Annotated in this window: 13 protein-coding genes; 6 read left to right on the forward strand and 7 right to left on the reverse strand. The window is 61.3% G+C overall.

Features of this window, described 5'->3' with window-relative positions; all coding sequences use genetic code 11:
- Window positions 1–51: 51 nt before the first annotated feature.
- Window positions 52–1,578, reverse strand: coding sequence for a leucyl aminopeptidase (locus PQR67_RS09855; RefSeq protein ID WP_408457652.1), 1,527 nt, complete (start codon window positions 1,576–1,578; stop codon window positions 52–54).
- Between the two features lie 137 nt (window positions 1,579–1,715).
- On the opposite strand from PQR67_RS09855, the gene lptF reads away from it, so the two are divergent.
- Genes lptF through PQR67_RS09870 form a run of 3 tightly spaced genes read left to right on the forward strand, consistent with a single transcriptional unit; the run spans window position 1,716 to window position 4,357 of the window.
- Window positions 1,716–2,813: an LPS export ABC transporter permease LptF gene (lptF, locus tag PQR67_RS09860; protein WP_408457655.1), complete on the forward strand. Its 1,098-nt coding sequence runs from the start codon at window positions 1,716–1,718 to the stop codon at window positions 2,811–2,813.
- Between the two features lie 3 nt (window positions 2,814–2,816).
- Window positions 2,817–3,965 carry an LPS export ABC transporter permease LptG gene (gene lptG, locus PQR67_RS09865; protein ID WP_408457658.1) on the forward strand — a complete coding sequence of 383 codons (1,149 nt, stop codon included), beginning with the start codon at window positions 2,817–2,819 and terminating at the stop codon, window positions 3,963–3,965.
- 11 nt (window positions 3,966–3,976) lie between these two features.
- Entirely contained in the window at window positions 3,977–4,357 is a 381-nt protein-coding gene (locus PQR67_RS09870; protein ID WP_408457661.1) for a sirohydrochlorin chelatase, read from the forward strand.
- Between the two features lie 938 nt (window positions 4,358–5,295).
- Here the strand turns inward: PQR67_RS09870 and cobA are convergent.
- The 6 genes from cobA to PQR67_RS09900 form a co-directional block, all read right to left on the reverse strand.
- Window positions 5,296–6,048 carry a uroporphyrinogen-III C-methyltransferase gene (gene cobA, locus PQR67_RS09875; protein ID WP_408457664.1) on the reverse strand — a complete coding sequence of 251 codons (753 nt, stop codon included), beginning with the start codon at window positions 6,046–6,048 and terminating at the stop codon, window positions 5,296–5,298.
- 73 nt (window positions 6,049–6,121) lie between these two features.
- Window positions 6,122–7,435, reverse strand: a complete 1,314-nt coding sequence (locus tag PQR67_RS09880) for a sulfate adenylyltransferase subunit 1 (RefSeq protein WP_408457666.1) — start codon at window positions 7,433–7,435, stop codon at window positions 6,122–6,124.
- A gap of 22 nt (window positions 7,436–7,457) precedes the next feature.
- On the reverse strand, window positions 7,458–8,420 hold the full coding sequence (cysD, locus tag PQR67_RS09885) for a sulfate adenylyltransferase subunit CysD (RefSeq protein WP_408457669.1): 963 nt from the start codon (window positions 8,418–8,420) through the stop codon (window positions 7,458–7,460).
- Between the two features lie 113 nt (window positions 8,421–8,533).
- Entirely contained in the window at window positions 8,534–9,289 is a 756-nt protein-coding gene (locus PQR67_RS09890; protein ID WP_408457672.1) for a phosphoadenylyl-sulfate reductase, read from the reverse strand.
- Entirely contained in the window at window positions 9,286–9,825 is a 540-nt protein-coding gene (locus tag PQR67_RS09895; protein ID WP_408457675.1) for a DUF934 domain-containing protein, read from the reverse strand. Before PQR67_RS09895 ends, PQR67_RS09890 begins: the two co-directional genes overlap by 4 nt.
- A 22-nt stretch (window positions 9,826–9,847) precedes the next feature.
- On the reverse strand, window positions 9,848–11,527 hold the full coding sequence (locus PQR67_RS09900; RefSeq protein WP_408457678.1) for a nitrite/sulfite reductase: 1,680 nt from the start codon (window positions 11,525–11,527) through the stop codon (window positions 9,848–9,850).
- 218 nt (window positions 11,528–11,745) lie between these two features.
- Between PQR67_RS09900 and PQR67_RS09905 the strand changes: the two genes are divergently transcribed.
- The 3 genes from PQR67_RS09905 (at window position 11,746) to PQR67_RS09915 (ending at window position 15,350) form a co-directional block, all read left to right on the forward strand.
- Window positions 11,746–12,687 (forward strand): CysB family HTH-type transcriptional regulator, encoded by a 942-nt coding sequence (locus tag PQR67_RS09905; RefSeq protein WP_408457680.1) that lies wholly within the window; start codon window positions 11,746–11,748, stop codon window positions 12,685–12,687.
- A 33-nt stretch (window positions 12,688–12,720) separates the two neighbouring features.
- Complete coding sequence (locus PQR67_RS09910; protein WP_408457683.1) at window positions 12,721–13,881, forward strand: ABC transporter substrate-binding protein; 1,161 nt, start codon at window positions 12,721–12,723, stop codon at window positions 13,879–13,881.
- A gap of 278 nt (window positions 13,882–14,159) precedes the next feature.
- Complete coding sequence (locus PQR67_RS09915; protein ID WP_408457686.1) at window positions 14,160–15,350, forward strand: efflux RND transporter periplasmic adaptor subunit; 1,191 nt, start codon at window positions 14,160–14,162, stop codon at window positions 15,348–15,350.
- Window positions 15,351–15,356: the final 6 nt, after the last annotated feature.

The following is a 15,356-nucleotide window of genomic DNA, read 5'->3' on the forward strand; positions in this document are numbered from 1 at the left end:
GGCGGCTCCGCTTTGCGTCTGCAGCGACGCTCGCAACTTTACTGCAATGCGTCATTGTGCAACGCGACCGTCCGCGGCCCGATCGATCAGGAACTGCGCGAGCAAGGGCACCGGACGGCCGGTTGCACCCTTCGCCGCGCCGCTCTTCCATGCGGTGCCGGCGATGTCCAGGTGCGCCCACGGGTAGGCTTCGGTGAAACGCGACAGGAAGCACGCCGCCGTCACGCTGCCCGCCGGACGGCCGCCAATATTCGCGAGGTCCGCGAAGTTCGACTTGAGCTGGTCCTGATACTCGTCGTCGAGCGGCATGCGCCAGGCCGGGTCGGAAGCTTCGCGCGATGCATCGAGCAGCTCGCCCGCCAGCGCGTCGTCTTTCGAGAACAGACCGCTGTTGTGGTGACCCAGCGCGATGATGCAGGCGCCCGTGAGCGTGGCGATGTCGATCACCGCCGCCGGCTTGAAGCGCTCGGCGTAGGTCAGCGCGTCGCACAGGATCAGCCGGCCTTCGGCGTCCGTGTTCAGCACTTCGATCGTCAGGCCCTTCATGCTGGTGACGATGTCGCCCGGCTTGGTGGCGGTGGCCGACGGCATGTTCTCGACGGCCGGGATAATGCCGACCACGTTGATTTTCAGGCCCATTTCGGCGACGGCGCGCAACGTGCCCAGCACCGATCCGGCGCCGCACATGTCGTACTTCATCTCGTCCATGCCTTCACCCGGCTTGAGCGAAATGCCGCCGGTGTCGAACGTGACGCCCTTGCCGACCAGCACCACCGGCGCGGCTTTCGCGGCGCCGCCGTGGTACTGCAGCACGATGAACTGGGCCGGTTCGACCGAGCCCGCCGTGACCGACAGGAACGAGCCCATCTTGAGCGCCTCGCACTGCTTCTCGCCGAGCACTTCGACCTTCAGCTTCCAGTCTTTGGCGAGCTTCTTCGCGGTGTTGGCAAGATGAGTCGGCGTGCAGACGTTGCTCGGCAGGTTGCCGAGGTCGCGCGTCAGATCCATGCCGTTGGCGAGCGCGGCACCCTGCTTGGCCGCGAGCTTGGCGGCCTTCTCGTCGCCGGTATTGACACTGAACACGATGCGCTTCAGGGCGCGCGCGGCGTTGTCCGGCTTGCTCTTCATCTGCGTGAACTTGTAGGTCAACTCGCGCAGCGCAAGAATCGCCGCGCGCACGCCCCAATCGGCCGAGCGCTCAAGGATCGGCAACTGGGCGAGCGTGAAGGTGACCTGGACGATCTTGGTGCCGAGCAGTGCGCGCCAGGCGGCCCGCACGGCTTCGCCGTAGGCTTTCTGGCTGAAAGCATCCTGCTTGCCGAGCCCGACGAGCAGCACGCGCGAAGCGCCGATGCCCGAAACCTCGTGCAGGAACAGCGTGGTGCCGGCCTTGCCTTCCATGTCGCCGGCTTTGATGATGCGGGTCAGGAGGCCCTTGGTGGCCGCGTCGATCTCCAGCGCAGCGCCCGAGAGCGTTTGCGACTCGAACACGCCGATTACGATGCAATCGGATTTCCCGGTCAGGAAACCGTTTGACGAGCCTTTGGTCCAATCACAGGCTTTTATGCTAAAGTCCATCGCGCTTGTCCTCGGATAAAATCTGGGCTTAGGATGAAAGCCGCAATTATCCGCTATTTTTCCCGCGGCGGCTGCACCGGAGGCGTGACGGGAACCAACCCGTGCGTCGCTGAGAGCGCCCCCTCCCATCATCAATAATGATCTTCGAACGCTCCCTCCAGCGCGAACTAGCGTATACGGCTGGTGCCGTGTTCATGGTTCTCCTCACGCTCGTGCTGACGACGATGATGATCCGCATCGTCGGCCTCGCGGCCTCGGGCGAGATCGATCCACGCGACGTGCTGGTCCTGATCGGCCTGACCGTGATCGGCTATCTGGCCATCATGCTCGTCGCGACCCTGTTCGTGTCGATTCTGTTCGTCCTGACCCGCTGGTACAAAGACTCCGAGATGGTGGTCTGGCTCGCGTCGGGTGTCAGTCTGACCCGCTTCATCAAGCCGATCGGCATTTTCGCCACGCCGATCATCATCCTCATCATGTTCTTCGTGTTCGTCGGCTGGCCGTGGTCGAACCAGCAGAGCAAGCTGCTGCGCGCGCGCTTTCAGCAGCGCGACGAAGTCTCGCTGCTGGCGCCGGGCCAGTTCCGCGAATCGGCTGCCAGCCACCGGGTGTTTTTCATCGAAAAGATGTCGCCCGACCAGGCACGCGTCGAGAACGTGTTCGTGACCAGCACGGAAAACGGCAAGCTCAACGTGGTGGTGTCGAAAACCGGCCATACCGAAACGCACAAGAACGGCGACCGCTTCGTCGTGCTGGAAAACGGGCGCCGCTATGACGGTGAACCGGGCCACCCTGATTTCCGCATCATGGAATTCGAGCGCTATGGCGTGAAGATCCAGAGCCAGCCGGTCATCAATACGCCGACTACGACCGGCCTGTCCACGCTCACACTCCTGCGCAACCCGACCAACGAAAACCTCGCTGAGTTCGCGTGGCGCGCGGGCCTGCCGCTGATTGCGATCAACCTGATGCTGCTGGCGATTCCGCTCGCGCATCAGAACCCGCGGCGCAGCCGCACGATCAACCTGGTGATGGCTGTCCTGATCTATTTGACGTATTCGAATCTGTTGAACGTAGTCCAGGCGTGGATCGAGCAAGGCCGAATGTCGTTCGCGGTTGGACTGTTGGGGTTGCACGTCGTCGTGGCGGCGATCGTCGTGTTCATCTTCTGGATGCGTGTTCGCAACCGGCCGCTCTTCACGCGGGCGATGTTCGGCCGTTCACAGGGGACCTGACCGATGCGCATCTATGAAAAATACTTCGCGCGTCAGATCTACCTCACGTTCATCTTTATTCTGTTCGCGTTCTCAGGCCTGTTCTTTTTCTTCGACCTGATCAACGAGCTGAACTCCGTCGGCCACGGCAACTACAAGCTCCAGTACGCGGTGCTGCGCGTCGCGTTGCAAACGCCGTCGCGCTTCTACGAAATCATTCCGGTTGCTGCGCTGATCAGCGCGATCTACGTGTTCGCGCAGATGGCGGCGAACTCCGAGTACACGATTTTCCGGGTGTCGGGCCTCGCCACCAATCAGGCGCTACGCTCGCTCATGAAAATCGGCATTCCGCTGGTGTTCCTGACCTATCTGATCGGTGAAGTGGTCGGTCCGTACACGGATCAGCTGTCGGAACGCGTGCGGCTCGAGGCGCTGGGGTCGTCGGTATCGAGCAATTTCGAGTCGGGCGTGTGGGTGAAGGACACGCTCACGGCACGCGCGGACGGCGAACAGGTGACGCGCTTCGTGAACGTCGGCGAACTGAAGCCCGACGCGACGATCAGCAACGTGCGGATTTACGAATTCGATTCGAAGTTCCGCCTTTCGAATGTGCGGATTGCGAAGAGCGGCACGTATCAGCCACCGGGTCATTGGCAACTGACCGGCGTGACGGACACGCAACTGATCGACGTGCCCCCTCCTGCGGGCACGCCGGCCGATGCATTGAATCCGGTGTATCGCGCCAAGCAGGTGACGTTGCCTGAGTATTCGCTGCGCTCGGAACTGACGCCGCAGATCCTGTCGGTGCTGCTGGTGTCACCGGACCGGATGTCGATGTTCAATCTGTTCCGCTACATCCAGCATTTGACTGAGAATCATCAGGATACCCAGCGCTATGAAATTGCGCTGTGGCGCAAGCTGTTGTATCCGTTTGCGGTGTTCGTCATGCTGGTGCTGTCGTTGCCGTTTGCGTATCTGCATACGCGCGCCGGCGTGGTCGGCGTGAAGGTTTTCGGTGGGATTATGCTGGGGATGAGTTTCCAGTTGTTCAACACGCTGTTCTCGCATATCGGCACGTTGAATACGTGGCCCGCGCCTTTGACTGCGGCTACACCTGGGCTCGTTTATCTGGTGCTGGGTCTGGTCGGATTGAAGTGGGTTGATCGCCATTAGGGGCCTTTGTCATGGCTACGCATGGGATGGTGTTGTTCGGGCATGGCGCGAGGGATGTGCGCTGGCGCGAGCCGTTTGAGAGGCTCGCCGGGAAGGTTCGCGCTGCGCGTGGGTCTGATGCTGAAGCTGGGCCGGTGTTGCTGGCTTTTCTTGAGTTGATGGAGCCGGATTTGCCCACCGCGGTGGATTCTCTTGTCTCCGACGGGTGTTCTGTTGTGACTGTTGTGCCCGTGTTTTTTGGGCAAGGTGGGCATGTTCGCAGAGATCTGCCTGCGGTGATAGAACAGTGTCGCGGGTTGTATCCTTTTGTCGAGATTCGGTGTGCTGGCGCTGTTGGCGAGGATGAAGCTGTGTTGGATGCTGTTGCTGAGTGTTGCCTTCGGCAGGGTTGAGTGGTTTTTTTTGCTCTTGCTGTGGTTTGGTTGTGCTTTTATGGCGTTGGCCTTTCCTTGATTTGTTTGTGGTCTATTGGCGTTGCCCCTGTGCGGGGCGGCACTTACTTTCTTTGCCGCCGCAAAGAAAGATAAGCAAAGAAAGCGGCTCACACCGCCAGCTCATAAGCGGGTCCCCCGCGCAGCCACGGTAGTGGTGCATCTGGAATCCGTGCTCTCGCACATTCCCCGTTAGCGACAAAGCCCTCATTCGCTCCCACTCCGCACTGCGTGCGTCGCGGACGGGGCTGCCAGGGAAACCGGAGGTTTTGCTTCGCGCAGCGGGGGCCATCGGCTTCGCCTCGGCGAGAGGCTCGCGCACTCATTGCCCCCCCCACTTCAAATGAAATGTCGATGCATCGCATTCGTTGCGACGCCGGCAGTCGTACCCACAGCGGCGGTGCAACGAATCAGGGAATTGGGCAAACCGTGGGAGCGAACGCTTGAAGTATCGCTGCGTTGCATTCACTGCACGGCGCAGTTGTGCCCACCGCTGCGATGCAACGACGAGCCATGAAACCGGGCAAACCGTGGGAGCAAAAAGCTTGGCGGGTAGTTTCAGGAAGGACGAACGTCATGAGCGCGAAAGCGCAACGGGTGGTTTCATGAACTGCGCGTCGGCGCGCGCAGCGCCGCCGGAAGTATGACGGCCTTGTCACCGGAGCGGAGTGTGCGAGAACACAGATTCCAGATGCACCACTACCGCAACTGTGCGGGGGACCCGCTTAAGAATTAGCGGTTTGAGCCGCTTTCTTTGCTTATCTTTCTTTGCGGCGGCAAAGAAAGTAAGTGCCGCCCCGCACAGGGGCAACGCTAATACACCACTAACAAAACAAGGAAAGGCCAACGCCATAAAACCACAACCAACCACCGCGAAGGCAAAAACAAAAAACCAAACCTCAAGCCGCGACTAAAACCCCCTCCGCGGAGCGCCCCACCCGCTGCCGGTCAGCAAAAGCTTCCCCGATCATCAAAAGACTGGGCTGCGAAGCATCAAGCCACTGCTGTGCCTCACCACAAGCGAGCTCTGAAAGCGTGAGTGTGAGCATCCGCTCACGAGGCGTACTACATGCTTCGACAATCGCCACGGGAGTCGCGCCATCACGCCCAGCGTCAATCAACTGTTGAGCGATCTCAGGCCCACTATCCCGCCCCATGTAGAACACCAGCGAATCAGCATTCACCTGCTCACGAATCGCCTCTGAATCGGCCGCCCGGCTATGCGTAGCCAACGCCACGCTACGAGACACACCGCGAAGCGTCAAAGACCGCTTCAGCGAAGCCGCACTCGCCAGCGCCGCCGTAATCCCCGGCACCACCTCATACTCAATGCCGGCAGCCTCGAGCGCCCGCATCTCCTCATCGGCACGGCCGAACAACATCGGGTCGCCGCCCTTCAGGCGCACCACCACCTCATGCTCAAGCGCAGCATCGACAATCTGCTTGTTGATGAACTGCTGCGCAGTCGAAAGCTGTCCACAGCGCTTGCCAACCGCAATCCGCCGCGCATGAGCCGGCGCATAGTCGAGCATCGCGGGTTCGACCAGCGCGTCGTGCAGCACCACGTCCGCCGCGCCGAGCAGCCGCGCGCCGCGCACCGTGATGAGATCCGCGGCCCCGGGCCCCGCACCGATCAGATACACCTTACCCATTTGCCTCAATCCCTTTCGTCCGGTTCGTGCAAAACCCAGAGCGCGACGTCGAGTCAATCGTCCAGCCAGTCACTCAGGCCGAAAACGCCCGAATCATCCCGGCCGCAACCGTGTGATGCGTCGCCTCGTCGATCAGCACGAATGCGCCCGTGCCCTGATGCGAATCGTACACGTCGCACACCAGCGGCTTTTGCAACGTCAGCGATACGCGGCCGATGTCGTTCATCGTCAGATCCTTGCGATCGGTCGCCTGCGACAGTGTATGCACGTCGAGCACTTCCTTGATCGCCCCAATCCGCGCGAACACCGTGTTGGTGGTCTGCTTCAGCAAATACTTGCGTTGCGTCGACAGCGGCGTGTCGTCGAACCAGCACAGGTCGGCCTCCAGCTTCTTCGCCGGCTCCGGTGCTTCTTCGCGCAGCACGAACGTGTCGCCGCGCGACACGTCGACGTCTTCCGCCAGACGAATCGTAACCGTTTGGCCCGCAAACGCGCGATCCACCGCCGCCGTACCGCCCGTCACGGGTGCGATGATCTCGGCAACCGTCGCTTCACGGTTCGCCGGCAGCACGACGATCGTGTCGCCGACCTTCACCTCGCCTGCTTCGACACGGCCCATGTAGCCGCGGAAGTCGTCGGCCTGGCTGCCGTCCTGACGCGCGACCCATTGCACCGGGAAGCGCAGCGCCTGACCCGTCGGAACATCGACCGGCAACGCTTCGAGCAGATCGAGCAACGGCTCGCCTGCATACCACGGCATGCTTTCACTAGCCGTCACGATGTTGTCGCCCTTGAGCGCCGACACCGGTACAAAACGCACATCGTTCAGACCCAGTTGACGCGCGAGTTCGACATACGCATCGCGAATCTCGTTGAAGCGCGTTTCGCTGTAATCGACGAGGTCCATCTTGTTGATCGCGACGATCGCGTGCTGCAGACCGAGCAGCTTCACGATCGCGCTATGACGCTTGGTTTGCGGCAGCAATTGCGCGACACCGTCGACGAACGTCACACGCGTTGCGTCGACCAGAATGATCGCCGCGTGCGCCGTCGATGCACCCGTCACCATGTTGCGCGTGTACTGCTCGTGGCCCGGCGTGTCAGCAATGATGAACTTGCGCTTCGCCGTTGCGAAATAGCGGTAAGCGACGTCGATCGTGATGCCCTGCTCGCGTTCGGCTTCGAGGCCGTCCGTCAGTAGCGACAGATCGATTTCGTCGCCAACAGTACGCTTATTCTTCGCGCGCGACAGTGCCGAAAGCTGGTCGCTCAACACCGCCTTGCTGTCGTACAACAGGCGGCCGATCAACGTGCTCTTGCCGTCGTCGACGCTACCCGCCGTAATAAAACGCAGCACGCCGAGATCTTCTGGTTGATGAATATTCATTTGCATTGCTCTCGTCGTGTGCTTAGAAATAACCTTGCTTCTTACGCTGTTCCATCGCGGCTTCGGAAACCTGATCGTCCATCCGCGTCGCGCCGCGCTCCGTGATTTCGGTCACGGCCGTTTCCGCAATGATTTTCTCGAGATCATCGGCGTCGCTTTCCACCGGGCACGTGCAGCTAATATCGCCCACGGTGCGGAAACGTACCAGCGCGGTTTCACTGGTTTCGCCTTCACGCATCGGCGTAAGCGGTGTGACCGGCACGAGCAGGCCGTTGCGACGCACGATCTCACGATGATGCGCGTAATAGATCGACGGCAGTTCGAGCTGTTCGCGGGCGATGTATTGCCACACGTCGAGTTCGGTCCAGTTCGAAATTGGGAACACGCGCAGGTGTTCGCCGTTGTGCAGACGCGCGTTATACAGGCTCCACAGTTCCGGGCGCTGTGCCTTCGGGTCCCATTGGCCGAATTCGTCGCGGAACGAGAAGATCCGTTCTTTCGCACGGGCCTTTTCTTCGTCGCGGCGTGCGCCGCCGATCAGTGCGGTGTACTCATGTTCAGCGATCGTTTCGAGCAGCGTCACGGCTTGCGCGGCGTTGCGCGAATCCAGTTCACGGCGCAGACGCACCGTACCGCGCTTGATCGAATCTTCGACGTGACCCACCACCAGCTCAGCGCCGATCTCTTTCGCGCGGCGATCGCGGAAGTCGATCACTTCGCTGTAGTTGTGACCGGTGTCGATATGCACAAGCGGGAACGGCAGCACGGTCTTGCGATTTGCGCCAATGCCAAAGGCCTTCAGCGCGAGGTGCAGCACCACGACCGAATCCTTGCCGCCCGAAAACAGCAGTGCGGGCTTGCTGCATTCGGCGACCAGTTCGCGCAGGATGTGAATCGACTCGGCTTCGAGCCAATCGAGGTGATCCATCCGGTTCGCCGTGTTGGTAAGCGGTGCATTCACAGTGGAATCGAGCGTGGTGCTCATGTTTGGGTCCTTCGTTGATTCGCCTGGGCGGGTTGGCGGCCCCAGGCGGAAGTATTCAAATCGGTATGTGCGGCGTTCGGGCCAAAAACCAAGACCCGAACCGCCTGAATGCTTTATGCCGAAGCGTTCTCGCCGATGCTAACGGGAATCGGCGTAATCGTGGTGATATGCAGGCCACATTCCTTCGTATCGCGCGACTCCCACCACCAGCGCCCTGCCCGGCTGTCTTCACCGGGACGGATCGCGCGGGTACAAGGCTCGCAGCCGATGCTCGGGTAACCGCGCGCATGCAGCGGATTGACCGGTACGTCCAACGCTTTCAGATAGTCCCACACTTCGGCTTCGGTCCAGTCCGTCAACGGATTGAACTTGGCGATGTTGCGCGCTTCGTCGTGTTCTTCCTCGTGCAGTTCGGCACGCGTCACCGACTGCTCGCGGCGCTGGCCCGTCACCCACGCGCTGACGTCCGACAACGCGCGGTTCAACGGTTCGACCTTGCGGATCTCGCAGCAGCGCTTGCGCAGATCGACGCTTTCATAGAACGCGTTCAGACCGTGCGAGCCGACATATTCTTCCACCGCGGCCGCTTGCGGATGAAACTGCTCGATGTCGTAACCGTAGCGCTCTTTCACGCGATCGATCATGCCGAGCGTTTCCGCATGCAGACGGCCCGTGTTCAGCGAGAAGATACCGATCTTCACGCCACGCGACAGAATCGCATGGGTAAGCAGCATGTCTTCCGCGGCAAGACTGCTGGCGAGCTTGACGTTCGCGTGACGCGCGGCGATCGAATCGAGCAGCGCATCGAGGCGCTCGAGCTTCGCGGCGAGTTCCGGCGTAAACGATTGTGCCGATTGCGCGCCGCTCATGCCGGGGCCTTCGCCAGTTCACCCGCTTCACGGCGGCGGAACAGCGGCGACGAGTTCACCGCGCCCTGATAGTTGAAGCTGAATTCGTCGAAAGCCTTCAGCGCGTCGTCGAAATCCTTGTCCGAGCGCAGTGCGTAGGCGTCGAAGCCACAGCGGAACATGAACGTCAGTTGATCGCGCAGCACGTCGCCGATCGCACGCAGTTCGCCCTTGTAGCCATAACGCTCGCGCAACAGTCGGCCGATGCTATAGCCACGGCCGTCGCGGAACACCGGGAAGTCCACGCCGATCAGCGCGATGGTGTCGAAGTCGCCGACGATATCCGCCGGTTCGCTATCCGGCGCGAGCCACACGCCGATTTCCGCGGTGCTGCGTGAAGCGATCAGCGCATCGCGCCCAACTTGCCACAGCGCGAGCGGCACCAGCACCTTGCCGGCGGGCAAGGTATCGACTGCGGGCAGCGTGCCGTCTTCAGCGGCGCGCACCACCGTCCAGTCGTCGTTGACGATCGCGCGGTTCTTGATGATAGAAGCCATCTGTTCAGTATCCTTTTCGCGGTTACGCGTGAGCCGGTTGACGCGAGGCGTACACACGTTCCTTGAACGGAGCCATGCCGATGCGGTTGTACGTTTCGACAAAGCGCTCGCCTTCGTGACGATTCTCCACGAACGTATCGATCACCTTACTGATCACGTCCGGCATTTCTTCCGCCGAGAACGACGGGCCGATCACGCGGCCAAGATGCGCGCCCGTGGCGCCCGTACCCTGCTCGCCGCCGAGCGTCACCTGATACCACTCCGAGCCGTCCTTATCGACGCCCAGAATGCCGATGTTGCCGACGTGGTGGTGACCGCAGGCATTGATACAGCCCGAAATGTTCAGCGACACGTCCCCGAGGTCGTACACGTAGTCGAGATCGTTGAAACGCTCCTGAATCGCCAGCGCGATCGGAATCGACTTCGCGTTCGCGAGCGAGCAGAAATCGCCGCCTGGGCACGCGATGATATCGGTCAGCAAGCCGATATTCGGCGTTGCGAAACCTTGCGCCTTGGCCTTTTCCCACAGCGCGAACAGGTCATGCTTCTTCACGTTCGCGAGAATCAGGTTCTGTTCGTGCGACACGCGGATTTCGCCGAGCGAGTATTCGTCGGCCCAATCGGCAACCGCTTCCATTTGCGCGTCGGTTGCGTCGCCCGGGGCGATCGTAGTCGGCTTCAGCGACAACGTGACCGACGAATAACCCGTCACCTTGTGCGGACGCACATTGCGTTCGACCCAGCGCGCGAATGCACGGCTTTCCAGCAGATGCTTTTCGAACGATGCATCCGTGTCGGCCAGCTTTTCATACACCGGCGGCTGGAAGTATTGCGACACGCGGTCGACTTCGGCTTGCGTCAGCGTCGACGGACCGTCCTTCAGGTGTTGCCATTCTTCTTCGACTTGCGCCGAGAATTTCTCCGGGCTCAACGCCTTCACGAGAATCTTGATACGCGCCTTGTACATATTGTCGCGGCGGCCATAGCGGTTATACACACGCAGCACGGCTTCGCAGTACGTCAGCAGGTGTTGCCACGGCAGGTCGCGGCGGATGACCGCGCCAATGATCGGCGTACGGCCCATGCCGCCACCGGCCAGAATGTCGGCCACCAGCTCGCCCTGCTCGTTCTTCCTCAGATACACGCCCATGTCGTGAATCTGCACGGCAGCGCGGTCTTCCTTCGAACCCGACACGGCGATCTTGAACTTACGCGGCAGCCAGGCGAATTCCGGGTGGAACGTCGACCATTGGCGCAGGATTTCTGCCCACGGACGCGGATCGACCACTTCATCTGGAGCCACGCCCGCGAACTGGTCGGCCGTGATGTTACGGATACAGTTGCCCGAGGTCTGGATGCCGTGCATCTGCACCGCTGCAAGCTTGCGCAGGATTTCCGGCGTTTCTTCAAGCTTGATCCAGTTGTACTGGATGTTCGAGCGCGTCGAGAAGTGGCCGTAGCCGCGGTCGTGTTCGCGCGCGATCTGGGCCAGCACGCGCATCTGGTCGCTACGCAGATTGCCGTACGGAATCGCGATGCGGTGCATGTACGCGTGACGCTGCATGTACAGGCCGTTCTGCAGGCGCAGCGGACGAAACTCCTCTTCGCTCAATTCGTCCGACAAGCGGCGGCGAACCTGATCGGCGTATTGCGCAACCCGTTCATCGACGATGGTCTGGTCGTACTGATCGTATTGGTACATTCGGGGACCCCAATTTTTTGCGTTACACGGGTCGCTGCGGCTGCGACGCGCTCCGGACATCTCCTTTGTCAGCGCTTGCGAGCTAGGGTTTAGACCTATCTCTCATTTGCTTATGACAAATACAGATATCCATATTGAAAAAGATGGACAGATCGTAATAAACTCGCCTTATATTTCAAACGACTAAAAAATTCTTTTGATATGCGGAGAGGTTATATATGAACCTGCATCAATTCCGCTTCGTCCGCGAGGCTGTGCGGCAGAATTTCAACCTGACCGAAGCGGCCAAAGCCCTGTTTACAAGCCAGCCGGGCGTCTCCAAGGCGATCATCGAGCTGGAAGACGAACTGGGCGTCGAAATCTTCACGCGGCACGGCAAGCGCGTGCGCGGCATGACGGAGCCGGGACGCATCATTCTTCAGTCGGTTGAGAGGATTCTGCAGGAGGTGGAGAGCCTCAAGCGGGTCGGTAAAGATTACGCGGCCCAGGATCAGGGCAACCTGGTGATCGCCGCCACCCACACGCAGGCGCGCTACTCACTTCCGGCCGCCATCGCCGAATTCAAGAAGCGCTTCCCGAAAGTTCACCTTTCAATTCTGCAAGGCAGCCCGACGCAGGTCGCCGAAATGGTAATTCACGACCAGGCCGACTTGGCCATCGCTACCGAAGCGATCGCTAACTATAAGGAACTGGTCTCGCTACCCTGCTTCCAGTGGCATCACGTCGCCGTGATGCAGCCGGATCATCCGCTGCTCGACCGCAAACTTTTGTCATTGGATGATCTGACCCAATATCCGCTGATTACCTACGACAACGCGTTCGCCGGCCGCACCAAGATCAACGAGGCGTTCCGCCTGCGCGGGTTGCATCCGGACATCGTGCTGGAGGCGATCGACGCCGACGTGATCAAGACCTATGTGGAACTGGGTCTGGGCGTCGGCATCATGGCGGATATCGCGTTCAACGCCGAGCGCGACCGCCATTTGCGCGCGATGCCGGTCGGCCATCTGTTCGGCAGCAATGTGACGCGGGTCGCGCTGAAACAGGGTGCCTATCTGCGCAGCTATGTGTATACGCTCGTCGAACTGCTGTCGCCGAGCATGAACCGCAAGCTGATCGAACAGGCGCTCAAAGGCGAACACGAAACCTACGAACTTTGACATCACCACGCTTCCCGCTACGGAGACCCCTCGATGAAGTCGTATAAGAAAAAGATCAGCGGCCTGGCCGCTCTCGGCGCGCTCTTGCTCGCTACCGCAGCACAGGCCGACATCAAGGTCGGCATCGATCTGTCGAGCACCGGCCCGGCGGCCGTGATCGGCATCACGAGCAAGAACGCGATGCTGATGTGGCCGGCCACGATCGCCGGCCAGAAAGCCGACTACATTTTCCTCGACGACGCTTCAGACCCGGGCAACGCGGTGCGCAACATCCGCAAGCTGATCAATGAAGATCACGTCGACGTGATCGTCGGCCCGAATATCACGCCGGCCGCGATGGCCGCGCTCGATCCGGTTGCCGAAAACCAGACGCCGATGATCACGCTGATCGGCTCGGCGAGTGTGGTCGAGCCGCAGGAAGGCAAGAAGGTATGGGCCTACAAGATGGCGCAAACCGACAGCGCGATGGCCGACGTGATGACGCGCTACATGTCGAACCACAACGTGAAGACGGTCGGCTTCATCGGTTTCGCCGACGGCTATGGTGAAAGCTGGCTCAATGAGTTCAGCAAGTTCGCGGCTTTGCGGCATATCCAGTTGGTGGCCACCGAGCGCTACAACCGCACCGACGCCAGCGTCACCGGCCAGATCCTCAAACTGATGGCCGCCAAACCCGACGCGATCCTGATCGCCGGGGCCGGCACGCCGACCGTGCTGCCGCAACGCACGCTGATCGAACGCGGCTTCAAAGGCCCGATCTATCAGACGCACGGCATCGCCACGCCCGAGTTCATCAAACTCGGCGGTAAGGACGTGGAAGGCACGCTGTTCCCGACCCAGCCGGTCGTGGTGGCGCGCACGCTACCGGCCGACCATCCGGCGAAGAAAGCGGCGCTCGCGTTCACCAACGAATATGAAGCGAAATACGGCCCGGGCAGCGTCACGCAGTTCGCGGGCGATGCGGCAGGTGTGTATCCGCGTTTGCAGGACGCCGTCGCACGGGCGTTGAAGACAGCGCAGCCGGGCACGCCGGCTTTCCGCGTTGCGTTGCGCGACGAACTGGAGCGCGCACATGAACTGGTCGTGCCGAACGGTGTGGTCAATACAAGCCCGAAGGACCACGTCGGTCTGGATCAGCGCGCGAGCGTGATGGGTATCATCAGGAACGGCAAATTCGTGTATCTGAGCCAGTAAGTGCGGATGCGCGTGGCGTCTTCCATGGCTGGCGAGCCGCGCGTGACGCTTGCACCCACACCGCCCGGGCGAGTCACATTTGAATCAATGCGCATGCCCTTTGATCGAGCACACCAATCGGGCGGCGCGCGCCTTGCAAGCTGCGTGTACCATGCTGACGGCCAGCTTGCAGTGAGCGCAGGCACAGGCTAATTTCGCCGATTCCGTGCGAGCGCGCGGCGCCTTGCGACCACAAGGCCGCCGCCGCTCGCCAGCCCGTGAAGTCCGTCAGACCGCGCATGCTAAAAACCAGAAAACGTGTCGTCATCGCCGCCGTTATAGCCGTCGTGATCCTTGCCGTCGCGATCGGCCACGCCATCAGGAAGCGCAACGGCGCAGAAGCCGCCAGCGTCGAGGCTCCCTCTTCCGTCGTCGAATTCGCGCCTGACGACCTTACCACCGTCAGCCGCCGCACCCTCTCCGAAACACTGCCGCTGACGGGCTCGCTGCGCGCCGTCACGCAAGCCGCGGTGAAATCGAAAGTGGCCGGCTCCGCGCTCAACGTCATGGTGCGCGAAGGCGACCCGGTCAAGACCGGTCAGATTCTCGCGAAGATCGACGCCCGCGATTATGTCGCCCGCGCCGAGCAGACGCGCGGCCAGATGGCCGCCATGGCCGGCCAGCTCGACATCGCCAAACAGACGCTCGACAACAATCGCGTGCTGGTCGAAAGAGGCTTCATTTCGAAAAACGCCTTCGACACCGCGCAAAGCCAGTATCAGATCGCCCGCGCGAATCTCGATGCGGCGAAGGCGGCGCTGGCGTCGTCGAATCTGTCGCTGGACGACACCGTTGTGCGCTCGCCGCTCGACGGACAGATCGCCTCGCGCTCGGTCGAACCGGGCGAGAAAGTTGCCGTCGATACCAAGCTGTTCGACGTGGTCGATCTGCGCACGCTCGAACTGGAAGCTCCGGTGCCGGTCGGCGAGATCGGCCGCGTGCGGATCGGCCAGCCGATCCAGATCGCTTTCGACGGCATCGACATCCCCGTTCAGGGTGCGATCACACGCATCAATCCGGCGGCGCAAGCCGGCTCGCGTTCGATCATGGTGTATGTGCAGGTTGCCAACCCGTCGGGCACGCTGCGGGTCGGCATGTTCGGCACCGGCACGATTTCGGTCGGCAACCGGCAAGACGTGCTGGTCGTCCCCGCCGGCGCGATTCGCACAGACGGCACGCGACACAGCGTCTACGCGCTCGTTAGCGGCAAGCTGGTCGAGCAGACAGTGGAGACCGGCGCAACCGGCGATGCCGACGGCAGCACATGGACCGAGATCGCCGGCGGCCCGTTGGTGTCTGGCCGGCAGATCGTGAAGAACAATCTCGGCTCATTGCGGATCGGCAGCACCGTGCATGTGGTGCAACCGGCCCAGGCTGGGAATACCTCCCCGCAAGCGGCCAGCGTGCCGGGCACAAACAGCGCACGCTGACCGGAG

This window comes from Paraburkholderia fungorum (assembly GCF_046026025.1).
Lineage (GTDB): Bacteria > Pseudomonadota > Gammaproteobacteria > Burkholderiales > Burkholderiaceae > Paraburkholderia > Paraburkholderia fungorum_E.

Excerpts from the sequence above, each read along its gene's own strand:
- PQR67_RS09900 (WP_408457678.1), bottom strand. The coding sequence starts at position 11,527 with ATGTACCAATACGATCAGTACGACCAGACCATCGTCGATGAACGGGTT.
- lptG (WP_408457658.1), top strand. The coding sequence starts at position 2,817 with ATGCGCATCTATGAAAAATACTTCGCGCGTCAGATCTACCTCACGTTC.
- PQR67_RS09915 (WP_408457686.1), top strand. The coding sequence starts at position 14,160 with ATGCTAAAAACCAGAAAACGTGTCGTCATCGCCGCCGTTATAGCCGTC.
- PQR67_RS09910 (WP_408457683.1), top strand. The coding sequence starts at position 12,721 with ATGAAGTCGTATAAGAAAAAGATCAGCGGCCTGGCCGCTCTCGGCGCG.
- PQR67_RS09880 (WP_408457666.1), bottom strand. The coding sequence starts at position 7,435 with ATGAATATTCATCAACCAGAAGATCTCGGCGTGCTGCGTTTTATTACG.
- PQR67_RS09855 (WP_408457652.1), bottom strand. The coding sequence starts at position 1,578 with ATGGACTTTAGCATAAAAGCCTGTGATTGGACCAAAGGCTCGTCAAAC.
- PQR67_RS09905 (WP_408457680.1), top strand. The coding sequence starts at position 11,746 with ATGAACCTGCATCAATTCCGCTTCGTCCGCGAGGCTGTGCGGCAGAAT.
- cysD (WP_408457669.1), bottom strand. The coding sequence starts at position 8,420 with ATGAGCACCACGCTCGATTCCACTGTGAATGCACCGCTTACCAACACG.
- PQR67_RS09890 (WP_408457672.1), bottom strand. The coding sequence starts at position 9,289 with ATGAGCGGCGCGCAATCGGCACAATCGTTTACGCCGGAACTCGCCGCG.
- lptF (WP_408457655.1), top strand. The coding sequence starts at position 1,716 with ATGATCTTCGAACGCTCCCTCCAGCGCGAACTAGCGTATACGGCTGGT.
- PQR67_RS09870 (WP_408457661.1), top strand. The coding sequence starts at position 3,977 with ATGGCTACGCATGGGATGGTGTTGTTCGGGCATGGCGCGAGGGATGTG.
- PQR67_RS09895 (WP_408457675.1), bottom strand. The coding sequence starts at position 9,825 with ATGGCTTCTATCATCAAGAACCGCGCGATCGTCAACGACGACTGGACG.
- cobA (WP_408457664.1), bottom strand. The coding sequence starts at position 6,048 with ATGGGTAAGGTGTATCTGATCGGTGCGGGGCCCGGGGCCGCGGATCTC.